This window comes from Haloarcula limicola (genome assembly GCF_010119205.1).
Classification (GTDB): domain Archaea; phylum Halobacteriota; class Halobacteria; order Halobacteriales; family Haloarculaceae; genus Haloarcula; species Haloarcula limicola.
The window spans coordinates 1223216-1249377 of the sequence record NZ_WRXM01000001.1; the positions used below are offsets into that span (position 1 = coordinate 1223216).

The following is a 26162-nucleotide window of genomic DNA, read 5'->3' on the forward strand; positions in this document are numbered from 1 at the left end:
CGGCGACGGCCCGCTTAACCGTTGGCGGTTCTCCGCTCCGGGCCGAGCCCGAGGAACGCGAGCAGGCCACCGATACCGAATAGGACTGCGACCGAGACCCACCCCAGCCGCCGGCGCCGTGACAGGTCGGCCGTCTCGGCGTAGACGTACCAGCCACACGCAGCCCCGACGACGAGGACGTACAGCCCGTAGCGAAGCAAGAGCGTCCCGACGGCGACCATATCCCTGCTTCGGGCGGGACGAGCGAAACGCTTTCTGGTAGTTCACGTTCGCTGATACTCGCTTCTCTGACCCCTACATTGATGTGTGTTTACGTTACACTACTGCGCAAACGATGCCAACGATTAGCGCGCGGCTCCCCGACGAGGAGAAGGCCGAACTGGACGAAGTCGCCGAACTGCTCTCGGAGGACCGCTCGACGACGATTCGGAAGGCGCTCCGGGAGGGACTGGAGACGCTCCGCATCCGCGTCGCCGTCGAGCAGTACCAGTCCGGCGAGGCCTCCGCGGCTGAGGCCGCACAGATCGCCGACCTCTCGATGGCCGAGTGGTTAGACGTGGCCCGCGAGCGGAATCTGACGACGCAACTCGAACTCTCCGACCTCGAACTCGACGCCGACGCCGCCGCGGAGCTATGACTCGCATCTACGTCGGGCCGACGTCGCTGTACAGCCTCGGGCAGATCGGCGAACTCTCGCTCCTCGATGCCTTCGACGGCGGCATCGTCATTCCGGGACCGGTCGCCGACGAGGTGCGCGTCGAACCGACCGCGACGAACCTCGAAGAGTACCTCGAAGCCGACGTAGAGACCGCCGTCGACGAGGACCGGGTCGAACAGGCCCGGTCGCTGCTCGGCGAGAAGGACATCGGTGCCGCCGTCACCGTCCTCGCCGGCGTCCTCGCCCACCGCGACCCGTCCGACCGCTCGGCCGTCGCCGTCGTCTCGGAGGACCGAACCGTCCGTCGAATGGCTCAGGGACTCGGCGCTGAGATCACCAGCAGTTTCGGCGTCGTCGTCCGCGCGGCCATCGAGGACAAGTATCTCAGTTCGCGGCAGGCCAAGCGCATCGTCCGCCGCATCGACCAGCACGGGATGCACCTGACTGGCGAGTTGCGCGAGCGAGCGGTCGGGGAAGTGGCGGAGTAGCGAGACAGTCGCGAGTGCGACGAGCGACTGCTTTTTCGCGTAGCTTTTTCGACGAGTGGTACCCACAGGCCCTCGCGGCCGAGGATACCCGACGTCGAAAAAGGTACACCAGCACGGGATGCACCTGACCGGCGAGTTGCGCGAGCGGGCGGTCGGTGAGGTGGCGGAGTAGCGCTCCGAACAGTTACAGCACCCAGAGAGCCGCGTGCGGAAACTGTGCAGATTCTAAATCGGCTCGACGCGTACGGTCTCGTCGGCGTCGACGGTGACCTCGTACCCGTAGAGTTCGAGGGTTATCTCGACCGACTCGGCCGTTTCGACGAGCGCGTTCAGCGCCGCCGGATCGGTCTGTTCCGAGAGAGCGGGTAACGCAGTCGGTTCCACGCCCTCCCTGTCCGCGATGCGATCGACTATCTCGTACACGATCGACCCGACGGCCTCGGGACGAGACCCCCTTCCCGTGGTCATTGTATCGGCACTTCGAACAGAATTAGCAAAACTCTATTGGATATTAAGAAATGGTACCACATCCGAATTAAACAAATAGATAACCAGCCAACTCGCTAATTTTGTGTGTTTCTAGTTAATAGCGGAGTCAATCCAAGCAAAGCGGTTATCTATAGGTGGTATGACAAATGGACAGTGAACGTGAATCTGGACCTCGTACATCGGGCGCTGGCCGACGAGATTCGTCGCACGATTCTCGCCCGCTTGCGGACCGGAGAGCCCGTTCCGCTATCGGCGCTCGCTGAGACGATAGCAGCGTCGGAGATCTCGACTGAAGTCACCAGTTCGGTCGAGACGCTGCGCGTCGAACTGTACCACGTACACGTCCCGCTGCTGTGTGATGCCGGACTCCTCGAGTACGACGACCGGCGGTCGGCGGTCGTACTCACGGACCTCGGCGGCGAAGTCGAGTCGAAACTGCTCCGACCGTCAGTCGAAGTGGCACAGGGCTAGGGAGCTAGGGAGGGCCCGTCGATTCGGGGAGCTTCCGCGTGCTGGTGCCGCCGCTCGTAGCGCAGCAGCGAGTCCAGATGCGTGGGTTTAACACGCCGGACCCCAACCGTCGGAGTATGCAGGGCAATCTTCCGCCGGAAGCACAGGAGAAGCTCGAGGAACTGCAGGACCTGCAGGAGACCGCACAGCAGGTCGCCGCGCAGAAACAGCAGGCCGAGACGAACCTGCAGGAGTCCCGCACCGCGCTGGACGAACTCGACGACGTCGATAAGGACACCACGATGTACCGCGAGGTCGGCGAGCTGCTCGTCAAGACCGACTTCGACGAGGCGCAGGACGACCTCGAAGAGAAGGTCAGCAGCCTCGAAGTCCGCGTCGAGACCCTCGAAAAGCAGGAGGAGCGCGTCCAGGAGCAGTTCGAGGACCTGCAGGGTGACCTCCAGCAGATGCTCGGCGGCGGCGGCGGCGCGGGCGGCCCCGGCGGTCCGGCAGGCGGTCCCGGCGCGGGCGGCGCGTAAGGATGCCGACCGACGACGAGGTCGTTGAGACGGCCGCTTCCGCGGCCGAGAACGTCGTTTTCTCGCGATTCGATAAGAACGACGTCGAAGACATCGACGTGACGGTCACGTTCGAAGACGGCGTACTGGAGGTCGACGTCTACGTCAACGCGCCGGAGAGCCGCCTCGACGAGGAACGGGTCGCGGAGGACGCCGCGCTGGCCGCTCGATCGGCGGTCGACGACCTCTTCGAGGAGTAACGTCGCGGTCAGGCAGGTCTAAATTGATCAGGTCCGGTCGCTGGCGAACCCGGTCCGGAACGCGATCCAGCCCAGCGCGCTGACGAACAGGATCGGGGGCAGAATCATGAACCCCCACAGCGGGTCGAGTCCCCAGCCGAGCAGCAACACGAGGTCCAGCAGGCCGATGGCGACGAACGGCGAGATGTACTTCGTCGCCTGCCAGCGGTCGACGCCCTCGGTCTCCAGTACGTCGTCCGAATCAGCCGACAGCAGGTCCTCCGTGGTTCGCTCGCCGCCGTCGCTACGGACGCCGGAGTCGGCTGTGTCGTCCATAGCGGGTCTCGGTTCCGGACGAGGAAAAAGACCGCGCTTGGTCGTCGGCAGTCGCCGGACGACGCTCGGTCACTCCCCGAGCGTCCGCTGTCGGCCCGGCGGCTCGGACCGTGAGACGTCCCGAGAGCGGCCCACGAGGTAGCCGTCGGCGTCGTCCTCGGCCCACGGCGGGGCGTCCTGAATCCAGACGGGCGCGGTCGGCCCGCCGCAGGTGCGCGCCCACTCGCGGGCCAGCGCCTTCGAGTCGAAGGCGCGACGCGGTCCCGCCCGGTTGACCCACCGGCCGACGCGAGCGCTCACCCGTCGCGCGGACGGCTTCACCACCACGTGGTAACGGTCTTCGGCCACGGGTTGAACTACGGGGCGGCGTCGGTAAAGCGCCCCGGCCTAGCTTTTCATACCCGCACGCCGAACTAGCGGGCATGGAACACGAGGCAACGGTCGAAGGGGTCGGTGTCGGCGTCAGCGAAGAGGGGTCGGGAACGCCCGTCGTCCTCCTGCACGTCCGCGGCGAGATACTGCCGATCTTCGTCAGCTCGGACCAGGCCCAGTCGATGCAGTTGGCCATCGACGGCGACCCCTTCGAGCGGCCGCTGACCCACGACCTGCTGGTCGAGATGGTCGCGGAGTTCGGCAGCGCCATCGACCGCGTGCGCATCGACGACCTCGCCGACGGCACCTTCTACGCGAAGATCGACACGGAGCAGTACGTCGGCGACCGACGGAAGGACATGGTGTTCGACGCCCGCCCCTCCGACGGCATCGCCATCTCGCTGCGGGTGGACTGTCCGCTCGTCGTCTCCGACGAGGTCATCGACGAGGCCGGCCGCCCGCCGGAGGAGTTCGACACCAGCGACGAACTCGGTCGGTAATAGAAACGCTCTCGGGGAGTCGACTCTTTTAGCGTATATGGGCTACGACGCGGTCATCTTCGACAACGACGGGGTCTTGCTGACGCTGACCAGCATGGAGGCCCACCGGGAAGGGTCACGCGACGCGTTCGCTCGCGCCGGCGTCCCCGACCCCCACCCCGACCACGTCGAGGCGATGAGCATCGGCGTGAGCGTCGCTGAACTCGAATCGATCTGTGAGCGCTACGACTTAGAGCCGGAGGCGTTCTGGTCGACCCGCGACGCCGCCATCTCGGCGGCCCAGCAGGCCGAGATGACCGCCGGGGAGAAGCGGCCCTACGACGACATCGACGCGCTCGATAAGTTCGAGACGCCGCTCGCCGTCGTCTCCTCGAACCAGCAGGAGACCGTCGAGTTCGCCTTCGACCACTTCGGCCTCGACACGCACTTCGAGACGGTGTACGGCCGAGAGCCGACGGTGAAGAGCCTCGAACGGAAGAAGCCACACCCCCACTACGTCGAGCGGGCGCTCGCCGACCTCGACGTCGAGGACGCCCTCTTCGTCGGCGACAACGAATCGGACGTGCGGGCGGCACACGGCGCCGGCATCGACTCGGCGTTCATCCGCCGACCGCATCGGGTCGACGCGTCGCTGTCGGTTCGCCCCGACTACGAGATCTGGGGGCTTGACGACGTGGTCGACATCGCCGAGTGAGACCGGTTCGCGTCGTCCCTGTCGGCAGCGAGTGGTAACCAACGTCCGACTACAGTGACGTAGTTGACGTGGACGCCGAAATCACGCTTTCGTACCCCAGGCGTCGACCGGGGTGCATGGAGAAGTCGGTCAGCGACTCCGCTGATGTGGCCGGGAAAGAGAGCGAGGAGACGGGACGAGAGACGCCGGCGGCCCTGTTGACCACGCTGGTCACACGGGTTCCCGAACCCGCGTTCGTCCTCGACGGGGGAGCGACCGTCGTCGCCGCCAACGACCCGTTCGGGGAACTGTTCGGGCGCGGCGGCGACGCGCTCGTCGGCGAGTCGCTGTCGTCGCTGTTGCCCTCGGTGACCCGCGAGGCCGTCGCGTCGGCCGCCGACGGCGACGAGCCCCTCACCGCTCGCTGCGCGGGCGAGACCGACCGCTGGGTCGAGCTGACCGTCGAACGACACCGCTCAGACGGGCAGACGCGCTTTCTCGCCGTCGGTCACGAAGTCACCGCCCACCGGGAGCGCGAGCGAGACCTCGACCGGCACCGCCGGCTCGTCGAGGCGATGGGCGACGGCGTCTACACCCTCGATGAGTCCCTCGCCGTCGAGACGGTCGACGACACCGTCACGGCGCTGACCGGCCGCGACCGGGCCGACCTCGTCGGGTCGGACGCGGGAGCGCTGCTCGACGACTCGACGGCCGAGCGAGCCGGGAAGTTGCGCGAACGGCTCCTCGACGGGGACCGCGAGGACGTGACGCTCACCGGCGAACTCGAAGCGGCCGACGGGGAGCGCCGTCCCGTCGAGACGCGGTTTTCGACGTTCGAACGGGACGACGGCGCGCGGCGCACGGTCGGCGTCGTCCGGGACGTCAGCGACCGACGGCAGTTCGCGCGCACGCTCGAAGCCCTCCAGCAGTCGACGAGACGCCTGCTCCACGCGGAGACCGCCGACGAGGTGGCGACGATCATCGCCGAGACCGCGAGTGACGTCCTCGACGCCCCCGGCGCGACCGTCTATCTGTTCGACCGGGGAGAGAACGTCCTCCGACCGGCCGCAGTCGCCGACGCGTCGGCGACCGACGACTCCCCCACGACCGTCGGCCCCGACGGGGGGCTCGTCTGGGACGTCTTCGTCGACGACGAGGGCGTCACGCTCGGAACCGGCGAGACGTATCGGCCGCTCGACGACCAGGGCGTGCTCTCCGTCCGGTCACCGACCGCCGATCGGAACGGTCGGACCCGAGAACTCGTGGACCTGCTCGCAGACACCGCGAGGGCGGCGCTCGCGCGAGTCGACCGGGAGACGGTACTCAGAGAGCGCGAAGCCGAGCGCCGCCACCGGAACGAGGAGCTCAGGCGGTTGAAACAGGTCAACGCCGTCATCCGCCGGGTCGACCGCGCGCTCGTCGAGGCCGAGACCCGCGAGGAGATCGAGCGGGCCGTCTGCGACGAACTGACGGCGTCACACTGGATCACCTTCGCGTGGCTCGGACGGTGTGAGAACGCGAGCGTCGAACCGCGGACGTGGGATGGACGATCGGAGGGGTTTCTGGAGACGGTCTCCACGTCGGCGGTCGGCGACGGCGGGACGCCCGCCGTCCGGACCGCTCGGTCGGGCGAACCCACCGTCGTCCCCGCGATCGCGGACAACCTCAGGGATGAACACTGGCGAACCGAGGCCATCTCTCGGAACTTCCAGTCGGCTATCAGCGTCCCGCTGAAGCACGACGACTTCCGCTACGGCGTGTTGACCGTCTACGCCGATCAGTCGGACCGCTTCGGCGAGACGCTCCGGTCGGTGTTCGTCGAACTCGGCGAGAACATCGCCAACGCGATCCGGGAGGTGGAATCGCGCAAGCGCCGGCTGACCGACAGCGTGGTCGAACTCGACCTCTCGCTGGCCGCGCCGGACTGCTTGCCGGTCCAGTTGGCCCGGGAGTTCGACCGCTCCGTGATCTGTTCGGGCGTGGTCCCGAGCGGCGACCGGACGCGGCTGTTTCTCCGGATACCCGACCGGGACCCGACGGCCGTGCGCGAGTACGTCGACGGGGTTCCGAACGTGGAATCGGTCTCCTCGGTCTCGGACGACGGGGACTACGAGGTGGTCGTCGACGGACCGACGGTGCCGCGAACCGTCGTCGAACAGGGGGCTCGACTCGGGGGGCTCGAAGCGACCGCCACCGGCGTCGACCTCGTCGTCCACCTCTCGGCGGAGACGAACGTCCGGACCTTCGTCGAGCAGCTGTCGAGTCGCTACGCCGACGTCGAGTTGGACGCGCGGCGAGAGAAGCCGACGCGACACCGGACGAAAAGCGGGACGCGCGCCGACCTCGAAGAGCGCCTCACCGACCGGCAACTCGAAGTACTCCGGACGGCGTACCTGAGCGGCTTCTTCGAGTGGCCCCGAGAGACGACCGGCGAGGAGGTGGCGTCGATGCTCGACATCACCCAGCCGACGGTGAACCGCCACCTCCGCGTCAGCCAGCGGAAGCTCTTAGACCTCGTCTTCGGTGAGTGACGAACGGCGCGCAGGGCAGAACTCGGTCAGCCCGGCGGTGAGATCAGTCGGTCAGACCAGCAGTTGGATGTCGCTGTCGGCCATGTCCTGGATGGCCGTCGCCGCGCCGACGCCGGTCGTGACGCCGTCGTAGAAGTCGTCCTCGTCGTAGTCCATCAGGTCGATGGTCATCTGACAGGCCTGGAACTCGACGCCCATGTCCAGCGAGGTCTCGATGAGTTCCTCGATGGTCGCCGTGTCGTTGTCGTCGATCTTCTTCGCCATCATCCTCGTCGTCATCCGGTCCATCCCGGGGAGCGCGCCGAGGACGTTCGGGACGGGCATGTTCGGATTGCCGACCGAGCTCAGTTTGAGGTCCTTCGAGCGCTCCTCGTGGAGGATGTCCAGCCCCCAGAACGTGTGGAAGACCGTCACCTCGTAGCCGAAGGCGGCGGCGGTGCTGGCGAGGATGAGCGGCGGGTACGCCATGTCCAGCGTCCCCTTCGTGGCGATGATAGACATCTTCCGCTCGCCGTCGTCCTCGGTCGCCTCGGCGAGCGACTCCTCCAGCTCCTCGATGCGCGCGGCGAGTTCGGCTCGGGTCGGGACGTCGTCGTCGGCGGCCGTGGGCGTGTCTGTGCTCATGGCTGGATCACTCCGTCTTGCGGACGTAGTGCTTGAAGACCTCCTCGCCCTCCTCCTGGCCGAGGAGTTCGACGCCGTCGGTCGTGTCGGCCCACCCGCCGAGGTCGCTCATGCTCCCCGGGTCCGTCGCGAGCACTTCGAGGACCTCGCCCTCGGCGAGTCGGTCGACGTTCTGCTTGGTCTTGACGACCGGCATCGGGCAGTTCTCCCCCTTCACGTCGAGCGTCTGGGTGACTTCGTGTTCAGTCATGGTATTGTCTTCACCACCCAATACCGGGTGCAGTATAAAAAATGTGTCGGTAGTAATCCCGCTATTATGCACGACTATATCACCAAAGACCCGATATATCCGAATATAGGGCCTGAAATATCGATTTCTCTGCCTCTAGTATTGTGCGAAAGTTGAACTACTATGCAAAGCCTTATTTCGGAGTAGCCGATAGATAGGGGTGAACGATGACGCAAGGGACCAACCCCGACACCGGCGAACCGGTCGCATCGACGACGCCGACCGAACTGAAAGCCCGCATCGACGACGGCGAGGACGTGTTCATCCTCGACGCGCGCTCGGAGGACGACTTCGAGGAGTGGCGCATCGGCGGCGAGTCCGTCGAGATCGTGAACTATCCGTACTTCCAGTTGCTCGACGGCATCCCCGAGGACCTCCACGAGGCGCTCCCGGACGACCGGCGCATCACCGTCCTCTGTGCGAAGGGCGGTTCCAGCGAGCTGGTCGCCGAGCACCTCGAAGCCGAGGGGTACGAGGTCGACCACCTCGAACGCGGGATGAAGGGCTGGGCGCGCATCTACGAGTACCAGGAACTGGACGCGGCCGGCGACGTGACCGTCGCGCAGTATCAGCGTCCGTCGAGCGGCTGTCTCGCCTACCTCGTCGTCTCCGACGGGGAGGCGGCGGTCGTCGACCCGCTTCGCGCCTTCGCCGACGAGTACGTCCGGGACGCGAAGGCGCTCGGGGCCGACCTGACGTACGCGCTCGATACGCACGTCCACGCGGACCACATCTCGGGCATCCGCGACCTCTCCGCCGGAACCGACACGACGGCGGTGCTGCCCGAGGCGGCCGCCGACCGCGGCGTCGACTACGACGCGGACTTCGCGACAGTCGAGGACGGGGAGACGCTCTCGCTCGGCGACACCGAGATCGAGGTCGTTCACACCCCCGGCCACACGACGGGCATGACCGCCTACAGGGTCGGTGACGTCCTGTTCACCGGCGACGGCCTCTTCACCGAGAGCGTCGCCCGGCCGGACCTCGAAGACCCCGAAGCCGCGAGAGACGCCGCCCGGACGCTCTACGAGAGCCTGACCGAGCGCGTCCTCTCGCTGCCCGACGAGACGGTCGTCGCACCGGCGCACTTCAGCGACGCGGCGACGCCCGCCGACGACGGCACGTACACAGCCGAACTCGGCGATCTCGAAGCGCGGATGGACGCGCTCTCGATGGACGAAGCCGAGTTCGTCGAGTTCATCGTGGCCGACATGCCGCCCCAGCCCGCGAACTACGAGGAGATCATCGCGGCCAACCTCGGGCGGCAGTCCCCCGACGACGAGACGGCGTTCGAACTCGAACTCGGCCCGAACAACTGCGCCGCCAGCGAGGACGCGCTGACTAACTGACGATGGAACCGTTCACACCGCTGCTCGCGCTCGGTGACCCCTTCCCTCGCGGAGTGGTGCCGTATCTGATCGGCGGCCTCCTCGTCGGGCTCGGAGCGTCGGTCGTCTACCTCTCGACGGGCATCATCGCGGGCGCGAGCACGTTCCTCGAGTCGACGCTCTCGTACGTCTCGAACGTCGACCGGTTCAACCGCTTCAAGTACCGCCAGTCGCGGGGGTGGCGACTCGTGTTCACCGCGGGCATCGTCAGCGGCGCGGCGCTCTGGGCGTTCGTCCTCGCGCCCGACCCCGGCATCTGGACGACGAGAGTCGAGTGGTGGCGGCTGCTCGGCGGCGGCTTCCTCGTCGGCGTCGGCACCCGCCTCGGGAAGGGTTGCACTTCGGGACACGGCGTCTGCGGCGTCGGGTCCCTCTCGAACACGTCGCTCGTGAACGTCGCCACGTTCATGACCTTCGCCATCGGCACCGCGCAGATAGTGCAGGCGCTGGGGGTGAGCCCGTGAGCGACGCCGGACGGAGCCCGCTGTTCCTCCCCATGATCTACGTCGGGGGGCTGATATTCGGTCTCGGTCTCGCCGTCAGCGGGATGGCCAAGCCCGAGATCGTGCTGGACTTCCTCCAGTTCGAGGACTTCGGCCTCCTGTTCGTGATGGGCGGGGCGGCCGTCGTCAGCGGCGTCGCGTTCGCCGTCGCGACGCGGTATCTCGACCGAGCGCCGCTGACCGCCCGCGAGTACGCGCGACGCGTGAAGGAGTTCGACCGGAACGTCGTCCTCGGCGGCGCCGTCTTCGGCGTCGGCTGGGGGCTCTCGGGCATCTGTCCGGGCGCCGCCTACGCCAGTTTCGGGGTCGGTAACTATCCGATCCTCTGGGCGATCGCCGGCATGTTCCTCGGCGCGTACGCGCAGGGATACGTGCGCCCGACCAGTACAGACGACACGACCACGGCAGACGCGACCACACGCTAACAGTACCACAGATGTCTCGACTCGATACCCTAACCGTTTGGAAGCAGTATTGTGTAGTAATGACACTATCATACAAACCAATAGAGGGAGCGTGAGATGTTCGGGCTCGAATCGCTGAGTGGGTCCGCACAGGCCGTCGCCACCGTGGGAGTCGTCTTCGCGGAGGCCATCGCGCTGTACGTCGGGTACGGCGCGCTCAGCAGCGTGCTCGGCTCGACCGTCCTCGACGCGCTCGGGGGTGACTGACGATGGCGATACTCGGGCTGAGTCTCGGCATGATCGCCCTCTTCGTGGGCTTCGGTCTGCTCATCGGGACCCTGTTCGGGTTCTTCGGGATGGGCGGGTCGTTCCTCGTGACGCCGGCGCTGCTCGTGATGGGCTATCCCTCGACAGTCGCCGTCGGGAGCGGGCTCGCGTTCGTCTTCGGGACGAGCGTCATCGGCGCGCTCCGGCACCGCGACCACGGGCAGGTCGACTACACGCTCGCCGTGATAATGACCGTCGCCATGACGCTCGGCATCGAGGGCGGGAAGCGCGTCGTGTTCTTCCTCGACGCCACCGGGGCGGCCGACCTCGTCATCAACGTCGCCTACGTCGGCCTCCTCGCGACGGTCGGACTGTTCACCCTGCGCGACGCGTGGTCGGACGACGAGGAGAGCGAGACGGGCGGTGACCTCGCCGACCGCGTCCAATCCCTTCACATTCCCCCGATGGTGACGTTACGCGGCGGCGTCCGCGTCTCCGGGACCGTCGTCTTCGCCGTCGGACTCGTCATCGGCGTCCTCTCGGGGTTCCTCGGCGTCGGCGGCGGTTTCCTGCTGATGCCGGCGATGATGTACGGGCTCGGCGTGCCCGCTGCCATCGCTGTGGGGACGGACATCCTCCAGATAACGATCTCCGGCGCGTTCGGCGCGTTCACCTACGCGCAGTCCGGGTCGGTCGCACTACCCGTCGTTGGCGCGCTGCTCGTGGGAAGCGCCCTCGGCGCGCGAGTGGGGGCCGGGGCGACCAACCTCGTCGACGAGGGCGAGATAAAGGGCTACTTCGCCGCGATGCTGCTCGCCGGCAGCGCCGCCGTCGCCTCGAACAGGCTCGGGACCGTCTACGGGATCGAAGTCCTGAACACGCTGAGCACCGTGCTCATCTTCGGATCGGCCCTGCTGGTGAGCGGTGCGGTGGTGCTCGCCGCGGTCTGTCGGCTCCGGGGAGACTCGGACGGCACGTGGTGTCGCCTCACCACGTCGTAGGACCCGCGGCGTCAGAGATAGGCACAGTATTGTGCCATCTATGCAAATACTTTTGCTCGTCCGGTTCGTACGTTCCGCTAACAATGGCTAACTCGATGAACGAGATGCTCCGCAAGGACATGCAATGCGAGGGGTTACTGGAGTGTTTCCACGACCTCAAGGAGATCGACAAGGAGATCTTCCAGTTACTGCACGACCGCGCGGAGCCGCTCACCGTCGACGAGATCGCGGAACGCGTCGACCGTGAGCGCTCGACCGCTTACCGCGGCGTCCAACGTCTGATGCAGGCGGGGTTCATCCAGAAAGAGCAGGTGAACTACGACCAGGGCGGCTACTACCACGTCTACCGGCCGCGCGACGGCGAGGAGATCGCCCAGGAGATGCAACGGACCCTCAACGACTGGTACGCGCAGATGGGACAGCTCATCGGGGAGTTCGGCGAGAAGTACGACAGCGAGTCACGTCCCGCCGCCGCCGAGAACTGAGATCTGGCTTTCTCTTCGCGCAATGCGTGCGCCTATCGGTCGTCCAATAGCCGAGGGTTCGTCTCGGTAGTTCGCACGTCGTTACGGGACGAACCGCCGGAGGAGGGAAGCCACGCGATAGAGGATCGTCCGCTCGCGGTACTGTCGCCAGCCGGTAAATCCGCCTGTGAGCGTGGTCGCTTCGTAGCCCCGTTCGTCGAGGCGGGCCGTCGCTTTCCGTGCGACTATCCCCGCCTTGCAGACCGTCACGACAGCTTGGTCGTCCGGAATCTCAGCGAGGTGCGAGTCGAGCGACTCGGTGTCTCCTCGCCGGAGGTCGTCGTAGACCGGGACGTTGTAACTGCCCTCGATGTGGTCCTCCCGGTAGTGAGCCGCGGGGCGAACGTCGAGGACGAACGCGTTGTCGCTCGAAAGCCGGTCGTCGAGTTCGGACGGTCCGATTCGGCTCATTCGTCTGTAGTTGTGTGAGAACGGTGAAATAGTTGGCGGTCAAGAAGCGACATCTCGATATTCTCTGAACACTCGAATTTTTCGTCGATAGTCATTAGTGCCCCCATATACGCATGATTTCCGGCGTCTGAAGTGATTTCCGGAGTCAGTACGTCGCGTTACTGCCAACGGATTTATGAGCGTGGAAACTCATAGTAATGGATACGATGAGCAATACTGGATACGAGCCGAGCGAGCTCGCGCGTCGCGTTCGAGACGACGAAGACCTCTTCGTCCTCGACGTCCGGAACGAAGAGGACTACGAGGAGTGGCGGATACCGGGCAGCACGAACCTCCCGATATACGACGATCTCCTCGAATACGACTACTCCTCGCTGGAGGAGCGACTCGACGACATCCCGAAGGAGAAGGAGATCGCCGTCGTCTGCGTCGCGGGCGTCACATCCGCGCGCGCCGCGGAGTTCCTGCGCGAACGGGGCTACGACGCCGAGTCCATCGACGACGGGATGAACGGATGGGGGAAGGCACATCGCCAGTACGAGGTCGAGGGAGTCGACGGCGTCGTCCAGGTCGTCCGTCCCGGTACGGGCTGTGTCTCCTACCTCGCTCACGACGACGGCGAGGCCGTCGTCGTCGACCCGACGCAGTACATCGAGGAGTACCTCGAGGCCGCGGACGAGCGCGACCTCGAGATCGTCGGCGTCGTCGACACGCACGCCCACGCCGACCACGTCTCCGGCGCGCGCCGGCTGGCGGGCGAGCTCGACGTCCCCTACTACCTCCACGGCGAGGACGCCGGCGAACTCGACGAAGTGAGCGAGCTCGAGGACGGCGACGCGATCGACGTCGGCGGCCGCGAGCTCGACGTTCACCACACGCCCGGCCACACGCCCGGGAGCGCGTCCTTCGACTTCGGCGACGCGCTCCTCTCCGGCGACACGCTGTTCCTCCGCAGCGTCGGTCGCCCGGACCTCGAAGACGGTTCCGAGGACGCCGTCCGGGAGGCCGCGAGCCGACTGTTCGACAGCCTCGACGAGCTGACCGACTTCGGCGACGAGACCGTCGTCCTCCCTGGCCACTTCAACGACGAGGAAGTGCGCCCGCTCGCGACCGAACTCGGCGACCTCGTGGCGGAGTCGAACAACGAGCTCCTGGGCTACGTCGAAGACGGCGACGAGGAGGCGTTCGTCGAGACCATCGTCGAGAGCCTCGCCGACGAGCCCGCGAACTACAACGAGATCAAGCAGATCAACTGGGGCAAGGAGCAGCCGGGCGGCGACGTGGAGTCCCTCGAACTCGGCCCGAACAACTGCGCCGCTAACTGAGTCCCCTCTCTCTGAATCTCTCGCCGGCTTCAACCTCGCTCAGAGACACACAATCACACGCTAACTCCCGTGAGGCATTAGTATTGTAGAATATACCCAAAACTCTTAATTACCGCTGGCACGTACTAGCGAGTGATGACTGTAGAACCCTCGACCGATTCGAATGGCCGATCGCCCGCGGAACCGGTCGCTATCGACGGACAGGCGGCCCTCGACGAGTTCGTGGCCGAGAACGACGTGGTCCTCGCCGACTTCTACGCCGACTGGTGCGGACCCTGCAAGATGCTGGAACCGACTGTCGAACGGCTCGCGGCCGATACCGACGCCGCCGTCGCGAAAGTCGACGTCGACGCCAACCAACCGCTCGCGCAGGCCTACGGCGTCCGCGGCGTGCCGACGCTCATCCTCTTCGCCGGCGGTGAGAAGGTGGAGGAAGTCGTCGGCGTTCAATCGGGAGACCGGCTCCGGTCGTTGATAGAGCGCTACGCCTGAGACGCTCCCGTCGGGTTTCCGCCGGCGTCACTACTCACGTAGTGACCGAATCTGATTGACGCAATCTGTGTAGCCAGAACTCGTTTTTACCGGGGCAGATATTGACCGCTACGGAGCCAAGGATGACCGGAACGAAGCACGTACACTCGACAGCACCGGCAGAACCGCTGAGCGAAGCCGTCGTCTACGCCGTCGCGGCGGCGAAGGGGGTCGATCCGCTCGATCTCGACGAACGCCTCTACGACCACGTCAATCCCGAAGCGTTGGACGAACTGTTTCGAGAGCCCGACTCCGAGCGCCACGCCGCGCTCACGTTCTCGATGGCCGGGTGTCGCATCGAGATAGAGAACGGCGAGGTCGTGGTCGTCGTGACCGAGCCCGAGGAACCGTCAGCACCCGAGGTACCCGCGTAGACCGGGTCTTCGGGACGATCCGGAACCGAGTCGTCGCCGAGACGGATGTTCTCGCGTTGTCGTCGGGATCGATACCGCGCTCTTCTCGTCGTCCGCTTCGCCGAGCGTCGCTCAGTCGTCCGCGACCAGTGTCTCGCCCTCGTCCGAGATAAGGCGGTCCATCGCGTCCACCATCGCCCGCACGGACGCGCGGGTGATGTCCGAGTCGCTCGCCGACACCGCGACGGAGTCGTCGCCGCGCGCCATCTCGATCTCGACGGTGACCATCGCGTCGGTCCCGCCGGTGATGGCGTCGACGTGGTAGTGTTCGAGCGACGCGTCGGCGGTGTGAGAGAGCGCCGTCTGGGCGGCGTTCATCGCGGCGTCGACCGGCCCGGACCCGACGGCGGCCTCCTTGCGCTCCTCGCCGTCGACCGAGAGGCGCACGCTCGCCGTCGGCGTATCCGACCCGGAAACGGCGGTCAGACCGAGCAGGTCGACCCGGCGGTCCTTCTCCTTGCCCGTGACCTCGTCGGCGATGGTCAGCAGGTCGGCGTCGGTGACGCGCTTGCCCCGGTCGCCGATCTCCTTCACGCGCGCGACGATGTCGGAGAGTTGCTCGTCGGTGACGGAGACGTTGTGCTCGTCGAGCGCGGCCTGCACGCCGGCCCGGCCGGCGTGTTTGCCCAGCGCGAGGCGGCGCTCGCGGCCCACCTTCTCCGGCGGGTACGGCTCGTACATCGCGTCGTCCTTCAGGGTGCCGTCGGTGTGGATGCCCGACTCGTGGGTGAAGGCGTTCTGCCCGACGACGGCCTTGTTCGGTGCCAGCGGGATGCCCGTGCGACTGGCGATGAGCTCCGCGAGGTCGTACGCCTCGGTGAGTTCCATCGTCTCGACGCCGTAGCCGTGAGACAGCGCGATGGCGACCTCCTCCAGGGCGACGTTGCCGGCGCGCTCGCCGATGCCGTTGATGGTGCCGTGGACGAGGTCCGCGCCCGCGGCGACCGAGACCAGCGCGTTCGTCACCGCCATCCCGAGGTCGTCGTGAGTGTGGGTGCTGACCGGCCCTAACTCGGAGAGCCGCGAGACGCATTCGAGCGCGCGGTCCGGGGTCGCGTGGCCGACGGTGTCCGCCCAGCAGATACGGTCGGCCCCGGCGTCGAGCGCCGCCCCGAGCAGCTCTTCGAGATACTCTACGTCCGCCCGGGAGCCGTCCTCGCCGATGACCTCGACCCAGAGACCCTGAGACTTGGCGTACTCGACGAGCTCGACCGTGTTCCGTACGTTCTCCGCCTTCGAGGTGCCGACCTTCCCCTCGACGTGGCGGTCGCTCGCGGGCACGACGAGGTTGACGCCGTCGACGTCGCACTCCACCGCGAGGTCGATGTCCCGCTGGATGCCCCGACAGAAACTCGTCACCGTCGCGTCGAGGTCGAGCCCGGCGACCCGCGAGATGGTCTCGCGCTCGCCCGGACCGGTGCAGGCGCTGCCCGCCTCGATCACGTCGATTCGCGCCTCGTCGAGCTTGCGCGCGATGTCGGCCTTGTCGTCGGGCGTCAGCGAGACTCCCGGGGCCTGCTCGCCGTCGCGCAGCGTCGTATCCAAGAACTGTACCTCGCCGACTTCCTCGAGGGGACGCGTCGCTGGATGGTCCCCGAACAGTGTGTGCTGACTCACAGAAGATTCACGTCCTTCACGCTGTGGGGCGAATTTCACACCCAGCCGCCTCGCGGCGACTTCCTCTATCCTCCGTCGGGTATTCCGACATAGTGGTACCCACTCGAACGTTCACGGTCTAAAGTCTGTTGGATGTGGTCGCGGATCGCGCCCGAATACTGATTCGTCCCGTCGGCCGCCGTGCCGCCGACAGTTCAGTTCGAACAGCGATTATAGTAATTACTGTACAAACATTGTCCGCGACCGTCTGCGCGTACCCGTCCTGTCGACCTCCGTCGCCCGTCGAGTGGCTCTTAGCCGAGCAGTATATGCCATCTGCATATCGAACGGCTATCAGTATACGGGCAGGTATTATTGAAGTGGTATCTAATTGGATACCCATGACGCAGCGTTACGCGACTCGTTTCACTCGTGAACCCTCCGCGGAGACCCCTATTTTCGAAGCGACTGACGACAGCCCCGCAGACGCCTCGTGGAGACTCGCGCGACGATGACCATGACTGTCAACGAGAATCCGCAGAGCTCGACCTCGCGGCCGTCTGACGACGACGTATCGCCGAATCTCGTCTTCGAGACGACGTACGAGTACGGGACCGAAACCGACGAGCTGACCGTTCTCATCGTCGACGCCATCGCCGACGAGATGGACGTCTCTCCGGTGAAATTCGTCTCGAAGATCAACGAGGCCGTCAACCCCGACGCGATGGAGCGGATACTCCGCCCGCTACCGGACGGGACGAAGCGAAACGGCCAACTCATCTTCTTCCTCCACGGGTTCCGAATCAGCATTCACGGCGACGGCACGGTCCGGATTCACGAGACCCCGGCCTGAGTCACCCGTCGACGACGACGGTGTCTCCCGTCTCGACGCCATCCGCCGCTCCAGCCGGGAGTTCGAGGACGGTATCGGCTTTCGCGTAGCCCACCGACCGCCATGGGCGTAACGTACTCGCGCGCTGGACAGTCTCGTCGGCCAGCCAGATCACGTCCAGGGGAAAGCGGACGAACAGCATGTGAATGAACCGCCGGCCGACGCCGTCGAAGGGAAAGACGAGCGCGTAGTCCTCGGGGATCGAGCGCCGGAACATCAGCCCCCGAGACTGTTCGATCATCGTCTCGGCCCGGTCTACGGTCGAGGCGATGGTCCGCGAACGTCCCTCCGGGTCGTGGACGACGGGCATACGCCGGGCGATGGGGGGCGACGGCAAAAGCGTTCTGTCGGAAACGCGAGGGGAGTGACCGACCGTCGGAGACAGATTCAGGTAGCGCCGGCCCCGAGGCGACGGCATGGAGAAGGCACCGGGCGGCACGAGCGTCGGCGTCGACGACCCCTACGAGCACGTCGACCGCTGTGACTTCGTCACCGACGAGGGGAAGTGCCGCTGGGCGCGCGAACACGGCCAACACGACCCGGAGTTCGCCGACGCCCGGAGCGCCGAGGAGTTCCGCTGTCCGGCGGCGGTGGGTCCGGACGGTGACCCCGAGGGCGCCGAGTGGGACTGGGCGGACTGCCCGCACTTTCGCTGTCGGAACCGCGACCGCGAGTGCATCCGCTGTGGCCTCGAAGAGCGGCGGATGGCCCACTCCGACGAGCGGCCGCTCTTGGAGGAGCATCACCTCTCGTATAGCGAGGCGTGCGAGGAGCGCAGCGACGAGCGGGCCTCGGCCACAGCGAGCGGTGAGCGAAGCGAACCGCGAGACAGCGGGTCAGCCGACGAGGCCGACCCGGCCCACGAGATCACGGTCTACCTCTGCCGCTGGTGTCACTCGAAGGTCCACGGGTCGTGGGCGCGCATCGACGACGACGCGAACCCCGACCCGGAGGCCATCGCCGAGAAAGAGGGCCGACGCACGAAAGAGCAGTCGGAACTGGGCTTTCAGTCGGCGGCCGAGCGGTACGACGAGGAGTGACGGCCAGCCGACCAGACGACGGGTGGGAACGAAAGGGGCGGCACGCTGCGCGAACCCCGACGACAGGAGGACCACAGCGAACGGAGTGAGCGAGGACCGCAGCGAGTCGCGGGAGCGCAGCGTACCGGGGCTTTCTGGCGGTTCGCGACTGTCTCGGTCGTGTCGAACTCCCCATTGGTTATCGCCGCTAGCGGCGTTTCAGGGGATATATACGCACCGGTAGCGTGACACTATCCAATGACTCAGATCGTCGTCATCGACAACCACGGCCAGTTCACCCACCTGGAGCAGCGCGCGCTCCGGGACATGGGCGTCGACGTCGAGCTCGTCGACAACACTACGCCGCCCGAGGAGATCGACGCCGACGGAATCGTCCTCTCGGGCGGCCCGGACATGAGCGACATCGGCAACTGCCCCGAGTATCTCGACCTCGACGTGCCCGTTTTGGGCATCTGTCTGGGGATGCAACTGATCGCCGACCAGTTGGGCGGGCGCGTCGGCGGCGGCGAGTACGGCGGCTACGCCGACGTGACCGTCGAGATATTAGACGACGAGGACCCGCTCGTGGGGTCGCTCGCGCCCGAGACGCGCGTCTGGGCCAGTCACGCCGACGAGGTCAAGGAGGTTCCCGAGGGCTTCGAGTGCACCGCGACCTCGGACGTCTGTGGCGTCGAGGCGATGAGCGACACCGACCGGGACCTCTACGGCGTCCAGTGGCACCCCGAGGTCGCCCACACCGAGGAGGGCGAAGAAGTGTTCGAGAACTTCCTCGCGGTCTGTACCCAGCAGTCGGCCCCGAAGCAGTAGCCGGGCGGGAGAGCGACCCGCTTATGTGCGGGCGCGCGGTTCTACACGATACATGACCGCGACACAGGGGAACCTCGCCGGTCTCTCCCGGTTCATCTTCCGGGCCCCGAACTGGTACTCCAGTCTCGCGTTCGCCCTGTTCATCGCCGCCGTCACCGGCGTCGCCGCCTTCGATTCACGGTTCGTCCTTGACGACGCGTGGCAGGGCGTGTTCTTCATCGGCTTCCCGACGGCCATCGCCAGCGCGGTGACACCGTGGGTCGACCGCCGGCTCGACGGCCAGTTGACGCCCAACCGCGCGTCGCTGCTCGCGCTCATCTGCGAACTCATCACCATCGCCTTCCTGACGGTCGCGGGAGCCATCGCCGTGCTCACGCCGCGGCTCGGCCAGAACTTCGTCTTCGACGTGTTGCTGGTCGCGTTAGCCTCCATCTTCGCGTTTCGCCTGCTCATCCTGATGGCCGTCTCCCGGCACTCCCTGCTGAAGGCGGCGATTCCGGCGAGCGTCCAGACCGTCGCGGCGGCGGGGTTACTGGCCGTCTACAGCGGCGCGACGGCGCTGCTCCTCGACAACCCGACGCTCCGGGAGACGCTCGCCCGCGCGGAGGTCGCCCCGCCGGAGATCCAGGGGTTCATCCCCGAGGACTTCCTGCTTCTGGGCGTCATCTGCGCCCTCTACGCGCTTGCGGTGTGGCTCTTCCTCGTCACCATCGACCGCCCGTGGCGCTCCTCGCTCGGCGTCTCCGCGCTGGACTTCCTGCGCGGGTTCATCGGCCACATCGCCGAGGGCTCCGACGAGCTGGAGGCGTTCTTCGAGGACATCGGCGAGGAAGCGCTCGTCCCCGTGACCGTCCTCTCGGTCCGCCGCCCCGGCGGCGAGGAGAAGGCCCGCTTCGTCCTGCCGATGATACATCCCGGGCCGATGGGGGAGATCGGCGGCGGGAACCTCCCGAAGCGCGTCGCGGCGGCGTCTGACGGGCTGGCGTTTCCGCCCCACGCCACCGCTGGCCACGACTTCAACCTCGTCACCGAGGGCGAGGTCGACACGATACTCGAGACCGCCGACGCCGCGTTCGAGGACATCGAGTACCGCGCCGAGGCGACGACGAGTCACCGCATCACCGAGGGCGAAGCGACGCTGACCGGACAGGCCTTCGGCGGGAACGCCTTCGTCGTGACGACGTACGCGCCCGGCTGTGCCGACGACGTGGACTACTCCGTCGGCCTCTCGGCGATGTCCGAGGCGCGCTCCGACGACGTCGAGGAGGTGCTGCTCGTGGACGCCCACAACTGCAACGACGGCCTCGACGGCGAGGACCTCGGCCACGTCGTCCCCGGCAGCCAGCGCTCGTTCGACATGATATACGGTACCGGCCGCCTCGGCGAGACGCTAACCGGGAGCGAGACCGGCCCGCTGCGCTGTGGCGTCGCGTGGGACGAGACCCAGTGGGAGCCCGAGGAGGGCATCGGCCCGCTGGGGATCCGCGTCTGCGTCTTCGAGGTGAACGACGAACGGACGGCCTACGTCCTCGTCGACGGCAACAACATGGAACCGGGGCTCCGGGACCGCATCCTCGCCGCCGTCGAGGGCGTCGACCGCCTCGAGGTGATGACGAGCGACACCCACATCGTCAACACCGTCGAGGCCGAGAACCAGGTCGGCCAGGCCATCCCCCAAGAGGACGTGGTCGCGCTCGTCGACGACCTCGTCGAGCGCGCCGTCGCCGACCTCGAACCCGTCGAGGCGGGGATGGCCAGCGAGACGGCCGAAGTGACGGTGTTCGGCAACGACCGCACCGAGACGCTGGCCTCGACGGCCAACGCGATGGTGTCGCTGGGCGGCGCGCTCGCGGCCGCGTTCATCATCGTCGTGATGGCCATCAGCGTCCTCATCTTCGTTCTGGCGGGGCTCTGAGCGGTTGCGCTCGGAGCGGTGCGCCGCGACCGGGAGAAAACACTTATCACCAGTCTGTCTCGTTTCGAGCGATGGCCCTCCGAACGTTGCTGGTCTGCCTGCTCGTGTTCACCGCGGGATGTGCCATGCCCGCCCCCGGCGACGGGACTGGCGAGGCCGCCACGGACGACGGCGCACAGACCGCCGCCCCGAGACCGACCCCCACGCCCGCGCCCGCCGCTGACCGAACGGCCACCGTGACCGGTGCGGTACCGGCCACCACTGCCGACGTGGACCTCGCACTCTATACGGATTCGCCGGTCCGCCTCACGGTCGAGGAACTCGGTACGGACGGCCGCGGCGTCGTCGCCGACCGGAACTACACGACCGTCACGTCCCCCGAGTTCAACGAGAACGAGTCGGTCTTCGTCGCAGAGCGAGACTACCGCGTCGCGATCCGCGTGGGCGGCGAGACTCGGTGGAACCGAACCGTCAGGCACTACGAAATCTACGAGTTGGCCGTCCAGCGGAACGGGACCGTCGAAATCCAGTCACACGCAGTTGTTTGAGATTGCTTGAACACGCCGTTCGCCGTGTAGCGTCGACAGAAGCGCCGAGGAGGAGATTTGAACTCCTGAGTCCGTGAGGACAGTTGCTCTCGAAGCAACCGCCTTGGCCAGGCTAGGCTACCTCGGCTCACCCGACAATTTCGCCGTTTGGTCTTTAGGCGTTTCGATTCGTCGGGTGCCGTGTTCTCGATACGCATTTACCGGATGCGTGACATGGGCGCGTATGGACGTCACTGAGGCGAGTGACCTGTCGAATCAGGTCCTAGACGAGGTGGGGAGCGCAGTCATCGCCGACCGCGACTTCTTCGAGACGGTCCTGCTGGGCGTGGTGGGGAAAGGGCACGTCCTGCTGGAGGACGTTCCGGGCACGGGGAAGACGCTGACCGCCCAGAGCGTGGCGACGGCGCTCGGGCTCTCCTTCTCGCGCGTGCAGTTCACGCCGGACCTCCTGCCGGCGGACATCACCGGCACGCACGTCTTCAACGAGCAGACCCGCGAGTTCGAGTTCACGGAGGGACCGATCTTCGCCAACGTCGTGCTGGCCGACGAGATCAATCGCGCGCCGCCGAAGACCCAATCGGCGTTGCTCGAAGCGATGGAAGAGGGACAGGTCACCGTCGACGGCGACACCTACGAACTGCCCCGGCCGTTCTTCGTCCTCGCGACGCAGAACCCCGTCGACATGGAGGGGACCTTCGAGCTGCCGGAGGCCCAGGTCGACCGCTTCCTCGCGAAGAGTTCCATCGGCTACCCCGACAGCGACGGAGAGGTCGAACTGCTGCGCCGCCGGGCCGGCCGCACCGAACAGAGCCCGAGCGTCGAGGCCGTCCTCGACGACGAGAAAGTGACGAACCTGCGCGCCGTTCCCGAGACGATCACCGTCGACGACGACCTGCTGTCCTACATGGCCGACGTCGCGCGGGCGACCCGCGAGGACTACCGCGTCGAGGTGGGCGTCTCACCGCGCGGGACACAGCGGCTGTTCGAGGCTGCCCGGGCGATGGCGACCATCGAGGGGCGGGAGTTCGTCGCGCCGGACGACGTCAAGCGCGTCGCGCAGCCGGTGTTGGCCCATCGACTCGTGTTGACCCCGGACGCCCGCGTCGAGCAGGTCGACAAGCGCGACGTGCTGGCGGACGTGCTCGGCCAGGTACCGGTCCCAACGGTCTAGCGGACCGCGTAGACCGTCAGTATCGTCCCCGCGAACAGCAGCGTCGCGGTCAGGGTGTCCGCGGCGGGAACGGCGACCGTCAGCCCCGCGGCGGAGACGACGCCGACGGTGAGCGCGGCGACGAGCGTCCCGCCGGCGACCCGAACCACTTCCGCGTTGTGCGTCACCGCGCCGTCGGTCAGGCTCTCGTCGAGCGAGACCGCGTAGTGGCCGAAGTCCCACGCGAGCACCGCCGCCGCGACGCCGAAGAGGAGGGGGACGGTACCGCTCCCGAGGACCCCGGCGACGAGGACGCCGAGCGCGACGACCGCCGCGCCGACCGTCACCGCGCCGCGGCGTGAGCGGACGACGCCGCCGGTCACCGCGGCGACGCCCACCAGTGCGACCGGACTACCACGGGTCGTCGCCACGGCGAGCGCGCCGAACAGCGCGGCCGCGACCGCGGCGACGCCGACGAGTCGGACTCGCCTCACGCCGACCACTCCCGGCCCTGTCGCTCGATGGCGGCCGCGAGCGACTCCCCGTGTCGCCAGTCGATCACCGGGATCCCCTGCCGTCGGAGGTCCGAGAGCCTGAACAGGCGCTTCGCGGCCGCGACGGTCCCCCCCGCCGTCGGTCGAGTCCCCGGGTCGGGGCTGAGGACCGTCACCGGGTGGCCGTAGGCGGCCAGATACCGGAGCGTTCGGACGACCGTGTCGTCGGTGAGCGACGAACAGCAGACCACCTGCGCCGCGTTCGGGAGCTCGCGCCGGAGCCAGCGGAACGTCGGCCCGACGTAGAACTCGCCGTCGGCGGGCGTCGGCCCGAAGGCGTCGGCGCTCGACAGCGCCGTCTCCAGCCGACTCCGGTGTGCGTGGCCGCCGCCCGGCGGGACGAACAGCCGCTCCGTCGAGAGCGCGGCCAGGCCGACCTGATCTTCAGCCTCGATTCGAGACCCGACGACGCCGCGAGCGGCGACGACCGCGCGGTCGACGGTCGTATCCAGCGACGGGTCGGTCGGCGCGCGGTAGGCCGCCGGGCGGGCGTCGACGAGGGCGACGACGGTCGCGGCCTGTTCCTCTCGGAACTGGAGCGTCGAGAGCTCGCGCGTGCTCGCGTACCGGTTCCAGTCGATGCGGGAGAGCGGGTCCCCCGGGCGGTACTCGCGGGTGGCGTAGAAGGCGATCCCGTCGCCGCCCGAGTCGGCCTCGATGCGACCGCGGTGCTGCGTCGTCCGCGACCGGACCGGTACCGAGAGGTCCGCGGGCGGCAGCGAGACCGAAATCGAGTCGTCGCCGGTGACGGTCGGCTCGGTCACCGTCGCCGCGGTTCCGGCCGCGTCGCCGACGACCGCCCGCGGCCGGTCGAAGGCGTGATCGCCGCGGGTCGCCCGGACGGCGTATTCGACGGTCGCCGCCGCGCCCGGCCGAAGCGCCGTCGCCAACTGCGCCGACCCCTCGGTCACGGCGAGCGTGTCGGGCACGCCGTCGGCGAGGCGACAGTCGAGCAGCGTCCGGTCGCCGTCGTTGCGCACCCGCACCGTCACGGTCACCTCCTCACCGTGAGTCGGGTCGTCGGCGTCGACGGCGCGATTCACCGTCAGACCGGGTTCGGGAACCCGCGAGGCGGCGCTGACCGCCAGCGCGACGACGGCGACGGCCCCCGCCAGTACCAGCCCCGGCCGGCGGGCGACGATCCCGACGCCGACGAAGACGAGCGGTACCGTCTGAAAGCCCGTCCAGCGCCCGGTCCGGACCGTCCCCGGCCCGCTGGCTCGTCGCGGCTCGGGCGGCGCGTCGTCGTCGGCCGTGAGTCCCAGCACCGACCGGAGGCCGGCCGCCGCGCGTTCGAGTCGGTAGGCCAGTCGCGTCGTCCCGCCGAGCCGCGCGGCCAGTCGGTCGCGGTACTGCCGCCGTTGCCCCACCTCGCTCGCGAAGGCGGCGCTCGCCGACGGGTCGTCGGTCCACTCGCCCGACGCGAGCGCCGCGTCCGCGGCGTCGGTGTCGCCGTCGCCGCGGGCGAGCGCCCGCCGGAGCAGCGAGCGGACGTCCTCGGTCAGCCGGTGTCGGGCGATGCGTCGCGTCGGCTCGGAGCCGAACCCGTCGGTCGCCGGCTCCGGCGGCGAGACGTCGCGAGTCGAGGGGTCCCGCAGGACCGGGTTTCGCGGTTCCGTCCGGTGCCGGCTGTACGCACCGTACAACCCCAACCCGACGGCGAAGATCCCGACGAAGACGATCGTCCCCGGGCGGAGCGACAGTGAGAATGCCCCGGTCGTCGCGCCCCAGAGACCGGCGAGTACGACGGGGACGCCGACGGCGAGCGCCGCCCGACGGCGATAACTCACGACGCCCCTCCGTAGGTCCGTTCGACGTTTCGCAGCGCCTGCTGGGCCCGTCGCTCGCGCTCCTCGGTCGCTGTCTGGTCGCCGTAGCGAACCGTCTCGAAGAGGTCCGTCAACACTGCTACGTCTTCGGAGTCCATGCCGGCGTCCACGGCCGCGGCTTGGAACTCGCCCGGCGTGCTGGTCTCGGGGTCTGGGACGTCCAGCGCGTCGGTCATCTCGCGCCACGCCTGATAAACCGCGTTGTCGGGGGGCGCGTCGTCGGCGATGCGGTCGGCGGCGTGGCCCGCGACGGCTGCGACCTCGCCGTGGGTCTCGCGAGTGTCGTCGGCAGTCCCCTCGCCGTCGTCGCCCGTCGGCGTCCACGATTCAGTACCGGTCCCGCGGAGCGCGAGAGCCGCGAGCGGAGCGGCGAGCGAGAGCGCTCCCAGCGCCACCAGCAGGACTGTCCGCTCCGACGCGGCCGACGCCGCCGGGTCGAGGAGACCGCTCCCAGCACCGTCCGAGAGCGGGGGGACGGCCCGGCTCGCGCCGCCGAAGTCGGTCATCGCGAAGACGAGCGCCGCCGCGGCCACCAGCGTGATCCCGAGTACGGCGACGACCGCGTCCTCGCGGCTGTGTCGAGCCGCGAGGTAGTAACAGAGGACGAGGTCTGCGGCGAACAGCGCGAGGACGACGAATACGCTCGCCGACGGCGCTTCGCCCGGCGGCGAGGACTGTTCGGAAGCCGACACCGATGTGGCCTGTGCGACCAACCGGTCGGCGTCGTCTTTCAGCTGGACGAGCCCGTTTCCCGGGGATTCGGCCGACGGACTCGCCTTCCCGGTGGGGCGGTCACCGAGGGCTCCCGCGCCGACGACGAGCGCGAGGAGGGTCAGTACGGTGATACCCGCGATGCTGCGCCGTGTAGCCATCGATACGGTGTTCATCGAGAACTGG

The 26162-nt window shown here is 67.5% G+C and carries 35 protein-coding genes and 1 tRNA gene; 23 read left to right on the top strand and 13 right to left on the bottom strand.

All coding sequences use genetic code 11. The features are described from left to right. Positions 1-14: 14 nt before the first annotated feature. A complete protein-coding gene (locus GO488_RS06235) occupies positions 15-221 on the bottom strand; it encodes a hypothetical protein (protein WP_162316921.1) in 207 nt (68 codons plus the stop codon). A 113-nt stretch (positions 222-334) separates the two neighbouring features. Here GO488_RS06235 and GO488_RS06240 point away from each other — a divergent pair, with 113 nt between their 5' ends. After that, the gene (locus GO488_RS06240; RefSeq protein WP_162316922.1) at positions 335-637 is read left to right on the top strand and encodes a UPF0175 family protein; all 303 of its coding nucleotides are present in this window, start codon (positions 335-337) and stop codon (positions 635-637) included. Continuing rightward, entirely contained in the window at positions 634-1146 is a 513-nt protein-coding gene (locus GO488_RS06245) for a PIN domain-containing protein (RefSeq protein WP_162316923.1), read from the top strand. The genes GO488_RS06240 and GO488_RS06245 overlap by 4 nt, the downstream gene beginning before the upstream one ends. A gap of 225 nt (positions 1147-1371) precedes the next feature. Here GO488_RS06245 and GO488_RS06250 read toward each other — a convergent pair whose 3' ends face one another. Next, positions 1372-1614, bottom strand: a complete 243-nt coding sequence (locus GO488_RS06250) for a HalOD1 output domain-containing protein (RefSeq protein ID WP_162316924.1) — start codon at positions 1612-1614, stop codon at positions 1372-1374. Positions 1615-1788: 174 nt separating this feature from the next. Here GO488_RS06250 and GO488_RS06255 point away from each other — a divergent pair, with 174 nt between their 5' ends. The 3 genes from GO488_RS06255 (at position 1789) to GO488_RS06265 (ending at position 2863) form a co-directional block, all read left to right on the top strand. Then, positions 1789-2106, top strand: a complete 318-nt coding sequence (locus GO488_RS06255) for a helix-turn-helix transcriptional regulator (protein ID WP_162316925.1) — start codon at positions 1789-1791, stop codon at positions 2104-2106. A 116-nt stretch (positions 2107-2222) separates the two neighbouring features. Then, positions 2223-2624 carry a prefoldin subunit beta gene (locus GO488_RS06260; protein ID WP_162316926.1) on the top strand — a complete coding sequence of 134 codons (402 nt, stop codon included), beginning with the start codon at positions 2223-2225 and terminating at the stop codon, positions 2622-2624. A gap of 2 nt (positions 2625-2626) precedes the next feature. Then, on the top strand, positions 2627-2863 hold the full coding sequence (locus GO488_RS06265; RefSeq protein WP_162316927.1) for a DUF3194 domain-containing protein: 237 nt from the start codon (positions 2627-2629) through the stop codon (positions 2861-2863). A 27-nt stretch (positions 2864-2890) separates the two neighbouring features. Here GO488_RS06265 and GO488_RS06270 read toward each other — a convergent pair whose 3' ends face one another. Both GO488_RS06270 and GO488_RS06275 read right to left on the bottom strand, forming a co-directional pair. Then, positions 2891-3178: a DUF8142 family protein gene (locus GO488_RS06270; RefSeq protein WP_174242484.1), complete on the bottom strand. Its 288-nt coding sequence runs from the start codon at positions 3176-3178 to the stop codon at positions 2891-2893. Positions 3179-3247: 69 nt separating this feature from the next. Then, the gene (locus tag GO488_RS06275; RefSeq protein ID WP_162316928.1) at positions 3248-3526 is read right to left on the bottom strand and encodes a DUF8081 domain-containing protein; all 279 of its coding nucleotides are present in this window, start codon (positions 3524-3526) and stop codon (positions 3248-3250) included. Positions 3527-3600: 74 nt separating this feature from the next. Between GO488_RS06275 and GO488_RS06280 the strand changes: the two genes are divergently transcribed. The 3 genes from GO488_RS06280 (at position 3601) to GO488_RS06290 (ending at position 7254) form a co-directional block, all read left to right on the top strand. Then, positions 3601-4050: a bifunctional nuclease family protein gene (locus GO488_RS06280; RefSeq protein WP_162316929.1), complete on the top strand. Its 450-nt coding sequence runs from the start codon at positions 3601-3603 to the stop codon at positions 4048-4050. A gap of 37 nt (positions 4051-4087) precedes the next feature. Continuing rightward, on the top strand, positions 4088-4744 hold the full coding sequence (locus GO488_RS06285) for an HAD family hydrolase (protein WP_162316930.1): 657 nt from the start codon (positions 4088-4090) through the stop codon (positions 4742-4744). 116 nt (positions 4745-4860) lie between these two features. Further along, complete coding sequence (locus GO488_RS06290) at positions 4861-7254, top strand: bacterio-opsin activator domain-containing protein (RefSeq protein WP_162316931.1); 2394 nt, start codon at positions 4861-4863, stop codon at positions 7252-7254. A gap of 51 nt (positions 7255-7305) precedes the next feature. Here GO488_RS06290 and GO488_RS06295 read toward each other — a convergent pair whose 3' ends face one another. Together GO488_RS06295 and GO488_RS06300 are read right to left on the bottom strand one after the other, a co-directional pair. Next, positions 7306-7878, bottom strand: a complete 573-nt coding sequence (locus tag GO488_RS06295; protein ID WP_162316932.1) for a DsrE/DsrF/DrsH-like family protein — start codon at positions 7876-7878, stop codon at positions 7306-7308. Positions 7879-7885: 7 nt separating this feature from the next. Then, positions 7886-8128: a sulfurtransferase TusA family protein gene (locus tag GO488_RS06300; protein ID WP_162316933.1), complete on the bottom strand. Its 243-nt coding sequence runs from the start codon at positions 8126-8128 to the stop codon at positions 7886-7888. Between the two features lie 206 nt (positions 8129-8334). On the opposite strand from GO488_RS06300, the gene GO488_RS06305 reads away from it, so the two are divergent. The 6 genes from GO488_RS06305 (at position 8335) to GO488_RS06325 (ending at position 12215) form a co-directional block, all read left to right on the top strand. Further along, complete coding sequence (locus tag GO488_RS06305; protein ID WP_162316934.1) at positions 8335-9516, top strand: MBL fold metallo-hydrolase; 1182 nt, start codon at positions 8335-8337, stop codon at positions 9514-9516. Positions 9517-9518: 2 nt separating this feature from the next. Further along, entirely contained in the window at positions 9519-10019 is a 501-nt protein-coding gene (locus tag GO488_RS06310; protein ID WP_162316935.1) for a YeeE/YedE family protein, read from the top strand. Between the two features lie 32 nt (positions 10020-10051). Beyond that, positions 10052-10483: a DUF6691 family protein gene (locus GO488_RS06315; protein ID WP_174242493.1), complete on the top strand. Its 432-nt coding sequence runs from the start codon at positions 10052-10054 to the stop codon at positions 10481-10483. Positions 10484-10579: 96 nt separating this feature from the next. Next, complete coding sequence (locus GO488_RS19630; RefSeq protein WP_164509622.1) at positions 10580-10729, top strand: DUF7512 family protein; 150 nt, start codon at positions 10580-10582, stop codon at positions 10727-10729. 2 nt (positions 10730-10731) lie between these two features. Beyond that, a complete protein-coding gene (locus tag GO488_RS06320; RefSeq protein WP_174242485.1) occupies positions 10732-11730 on the top strand; it encodes a sulfite exporter TauE/SafE family protein in 999 nt (332 codons plus the stop codon). Between the two features lie 83 nt (positions 11731-11813). Next, positions 11814-12215 carry a helix-turn-helix domain-containing protein gene (locus GO488_RS06325; protein WP_162316937.1) on the top strand — a complete coding sequence of 134 codons (402 nt, stop codon included), beginning with the start codon at positions 11814-11816 and terminating at the stop codon, positions 12213-12215. An 81-nt stretch (positions 12216-12296) separates the two neighbouring features. On the opposite strand, the gene GO488_RS06330 is transcribed toward GO488_RS06325, so the two are convergent. After that, a complete protein-coding gene (locus GO488_RS06330; RefSeq protein WP_162316938.1) occupies positions 12297-12665 on the bottom strand; it encodes a rhodanese-like domain-containing protein in 369 nt (122 codons plus the stop codon). Between the two features lie 206 nt (positions 12666-12871). Between GO488_RS06330 and GO488_RS06335 the strand changes: the two genes are divergently transcribed. The 3 genes from GO488_RS06335 (at position 12872) to GO488_RS06345 (ending at position 14895) form a co-directional block, all read left to right on the top strand. After that, the gene (locus GO488_RS06335) at positions 12872-13990 is read left to right on the top strand and encodes an MBL fold metallo-hydrolase (RefSeq protein ID WP_162316939.1); all 1119 of its coding nucleotides are present in this window, start codon (positions 12872-12874) and stop codon (positions 13988-13990) included. 135 nt (positions 13991-14125) lie between these two features. Further along, positions 14126-14482 (top strand): thioredoxin, encoded by a 357-nt coding sequence (gene trxA, locus GO488_RS06340; protein WP_162316940.1) that lies wholly within the window; start codon positions 14126-14128, stop codon positions 14480-14482. Positions 14483-14604: 122 nt separating this feature from the next. Continuing rightward, positions 14605-14895, top strand: a complete 291-nt coding sequence (locus GO488_RS06345) for a HalOD1 output domain-containing protein (protein WP_162316941.1) — start codon at positions 14605-14607, stop codon at positions 14893-14895. 111 nt (positions 14896-15006) lie between these two features. Here the strand turns inward: GO488_RS06345 and GO488_RS06350 are convergent, their stop codons facing one another. After that, on the bottom strand, positions 15007-16551 hold the full coding sequence (locus GO488_RS06350) for a (R)-citramalate synthase (RefSeq protein WP_241692901.1): 1545 nt from the start codon (positions 16549-16551) through the stop codon (positions 15007-15009). A gap of 496 nt (positions 16552-17047) precedes the next feature. On the opposite strand from GO488_RS06350, the gene GO488_RS06355 reads away from it, so the two are divergent. Beyond that, positions 17048-17383 (top strand): HalOD1 output domain-containing protein, encoded by a 336-nt coding sequence (locus tag GO488_RS06355; protein WP_162316943.1) that lies wholly within the window; start codon positions 17048-17050, stop codon positions 17381-17383. Between the two features lies 1 nt (position 17384). Here GO488_RS06355 and GO488_RS06360 read toward each other — a convergent pair whose 3' ends face one another. After that, entirely contained in the window at positions 17385-17732 is a 348-nt protein-coding gene (locus GO488_RS06360) for a DUF192 domain-containing protein (protein ID WP_162316944.1), read from the bottom strand. A gap of 106 nt (positions 17733-17838) precedes the next feature. Here GO488_RS06360 and GO488_RS06365 point away from each other — a divergent pair, with 106 nt between their 5' ends. The 4 genes from GO488_RS06365 to GO488_RS06380 all read left to right on the top strand — a co-directional run bounded on the left by GO488_RS06365 (position 17839) and on the right by GO488_RS06380 (position 21732). Then, complete coding sequence (locus GO488_RS06365; RefSeq protein ID WP_162316945.1) at positions 17839-18462, top strand: DUF7097 family protein; 624 nt, start codon at positions 17839-17841, stop codon at positions 18460-18462. 237 nt (positions 18463-18699) lie between these two features. After that, the gene (locus GO488_RS06370) at positions 18700-19269 is read left to right on the top strand and encodes a GMP synthase subunit A (RefSeq protein ID WP_162316946.1); all 570 of its coding nucleotides are present in this window, start codon (positions 18700-18702) and stop codon (positions 19267-19269) included. A gap of 52 nt (positions 19270-19321) precedes the next feature. Then, positions 19322-21184, top strand: a complete 1863-nt coding sequence (locus GO488_RS06375) for a DUF2070 family protein (protein ID WP_162316947.1) — start codon at positions 19322-19324, stop codon at positions 21182-21184. Between the two features lie 71 nt (positions 21185-21255). Continuing rightward, positions 21256-21732: a hypothetical protein gene (locus GO488_RS06380; protein WP_162316948.1), complete on the top strand. Its 477-nt coding sequence runs from the start codon at positions 21256-21258 to the stop codon at positions 21730-21732. A gap of 42 nt (positions 21733-21774) precedes the next feature. On the opposite strand, the gene GO488_RS06385 is transcribed toward GO488_RS06380, so the two are convergent. Further along, positions 21775-21859 (bottom strand) — tRNA-Ser (locus GO488_RS06385). 96 nt (positions 21860-21955) lie between these two features. Here GO488_RS06385 and GO488_RS06390 point away from each other — a divergent pair. After that, positions 21956-22903: an AAA family ATPase gene (locus GO488_RS06390; protein WP_162316949.1), complete on the top strand. Its 948-nt coding sequence runs from the start codon at positions 21956-21958 to the stop codon at positions 22901-22903. On the opposite strand, the gene GO488_RS06395 is transcribed toward GO488_RS06390, so the two are convergent. The 3 genes from GO488_RS06395 to GO488_RS06405 are packed head-to-tail and all read right to left on the bottom strand — an operon-like array spanning position 22900 to position 26137. Beyond that, positions 22900-23376, bottom strand: a complete 477-nt coding sequence (locus GO488_RS06395) for a DUF7519 family protein (protein WP_162316950.1) — start codon at positions 23374-23376, stop codon at positions 22900-22902. The genes GO488_RS06390 and GO488_RS06395 overlap by 4 nt on opposite strands. Then, positions 23373-25226, bottom strand: coding sequence for a DUF58 domain-containing protein (locus tag GO488_RS06400; RefSeq protein WP_162316951.1), 1854 nt, complete (start codon positions 25224-25226; stop codon positions 23373-23375). The genes GO488_RS06395 and GO488_RS06400 overlap by 4 nt, the downstream gene beginning before the upstream one ends. Then, positions 25223-26137: a DUF4129 domain-containing protein gene (locus GO488_RS06405; RefSeq protein ID WP_241692902.1), complete on the bottom strand. Its 915-nt coding sequence runs from the start codon at positions 26135-26137 to the stop codon at positions 25223-25225. The genes GO488_RS06400 and GO488_RS06405 overlap by 4 nt, the downstream gene beginning before the upstream one ends. Positions 26138-26162 lie beyond the last annotated feature (25 nt).

Coding starts and splice junctions, on each gene's coding strand:
- GO488_RS06235 (WP_162316921.1), bottom strand. CDS start 221: ATGGTCGCCGTCGGGACGCTCTTGCTTCGCTACGGGCTGTACGTCCTC.
- GO488_RS06240 (WP_162316922.1), top strand. CDS start 335: ATGCCAACGATTAGCGCGCGGCTCCCCGACGAGGAGAAGGCCGAACTG.
- GO488_RS06245 (WP_162316923.1), top strand. CDS start 634: ATGACTCGCATCTACGTCGGGCCGACGTCGCTGTACAGCCTCGGGCAG.
- GO488_RS06250 (WP_162316924.1), bottom strand. CDS start 1,614: ATGACCACGGGAAGGGGGTCTCGTCCCGAGGCCGTCGGGTCGATCGTG.
- GO488_RS06260 (WP_162316926.1), top strand. CDS start 2,223: ATGCAGGGCAATCTTCCGCCGGAAGCACAGGAGAAGCTCGAGGAACTG.
- GO488_RS06265 (WP_162316927.1), top strand. CDS start 2,627: ATGCCGACCGACGACGAGGTCGTTGAGACGGCCGCTTCCGCGGCCGAG.
- GO488_RS06270 (WP_174242484.1), bottom strand. CDS start 3,178: ATGGACGACACAGCCGACTCCGGCGTCCGTAGCGACGGCGGCGAGCGA.
- GO488_RS06280 (WP_162316929.1), top strand. CDS start 3,601: ATGGAACACGAGGCAACGGTCGAAGGGGTCGGTGTCGGCGTCAGCGAA.
- GO488_RS06285 (WP_162316930.1), top strand. CDS start 4,088: ATGGGCTACGACGCGGTCATCTTCGACAACGACGGGGTCTTGCTGACG.
- GO488_RS06290 (WP_162316931.1), top strand. CDS start 4,861: ATGGAGAAGTCGGTCAGCGACTCCGCTGATGTGGCCGGGAAAGAGAGC.
- GO488_RS06295 (WP_162316932.1), bottom strand. CDS start 7,878: ATGAGCACAGACACGCCCACGGCCGCCGACGACGACGTCCCGACCCGA.
- GO488_RS06300 (WP_162316933.1), bottom strand. CDS start 8,128: ATGACTGAACACGAAGTCACCCAGACGCTCGACGTGAAGGGGGAGAAC.
- GO488_RS06305 (WP_162316934.1), top strand. CDS start 8,335: ATGACGCAAGGGACCAACCCCGACACCGGCGAACCGGTCGCATCGACG.
- GO488_RS06310 (WP_162316935.1), top strand. CDS start 9,519: ATGGAACCGTTCACACCGCTGCTCGCGCTCGGTGACCCCTTCCCTCGC.
- GO488_RS06315 (WP_174242493.1), top strand. CDS start 10,052: ATGATCTACGTCGGGGGGCTGATATTCGGTCTCGGTCTCGCCGTCAGC.
- GO488_RS19630 (WP_164509622.1), top strand. CDS start 10,580: ATGTTCGGGCTCGAATCGCTGAGTGGGTCCGCACAGGCCGTCGCCACC.
- GO488_RS06320 (WP_174242485.1), top strand. CDS start 10,732: ATGGCGATACTCGGGCTGAGTCTCGGCATGATCGCCCTCTTCGTGGGC.
- GO488_RS06325 (WP_162316937.1), top strand. CDS start 11,814: ATGGCTAACTCGATGAACGAGATGCTCCGCAAGGACATGCAATGCGAG.
- GO488_RS06330 (WP_162316938.1), bottom strand. CDS start 12,665: ATGAGCCGAATCGGACCGTCCGAACTCGACGACCGGCTTTCGAGCGAC.
- GO488_RS06335 (WP_162316939.1), top strand. CDS start 12,872: ATGAGCAATACTGGATACGAGCCGAGCGAGCTCGCGCGTCGCGTTCGA.
- trxA (WP_162316940.1), top strand. CDS start 14,126: ATGACTGTAGAACCCTCGACCGATTCGAATGGCCGATCGCCCGCGGAA.
- GO488_RS06345 (WP_162316941.1), top strand. CDS start 14,605: ATGACCGGAACGAAGCACGTACACTCGACAGCACCGGCAGAACCGCTG.
- GO488_RS06355 (WP_162316943.1), top strand. CDS start 17,048: ATGACTGTCAACGAGAATCCGCAGAGCTCGACCTCGCGGCCGTCTGAC.
- GO488_RS06360 (WP_162316944.1), bottom strand. CDS start 17,732: ATGCCCGTCGTCCACGACCCGGAGGGACGTTCGCGGACCATCGCCTCG.
- GO488_RS06365 (WP_162316945.1), top strand. CDS start 17,839: ATGGAGAAGGCACCGGGCGGCACGAGCGTCGGCGTCGACGACCCCTAC.
- GO488_RS06370 (WP_162316946.1), top strand. CDS start 18,700: ATGACTCAGATCGTCGTCATCGACAACCACGGCCAGTTCACCCACCTG.
- GO488_RS06375 (WP_162316947.1), top strand. CDS start 19,322: ATGACCGCGACACAGGGGAACCTCGCCGGTCTCTCCCGGTTCATCTTC.
- GO488_RS06380 (WP_162316948.1), top strand. CDS start 21,256: ATGGCCCTCCGAACGTTGCTGGTCTGCCTGCTCGTGTTCACCGCGGGA.
- GO488_RS06390 (WP_162316949.1), top strand. CDS start 21,956: ATGGACGTCACTGAGGCGAGTGACCTGTCGAATCAGGTCCTAGACGAG.
- GO488_RS06405 (WP_241692902.1), bottom strand. CDS start 26,137: ATGGCTACACGGCGCAGCATCGCGGGTATCACCGTACTGACCCTCCTC.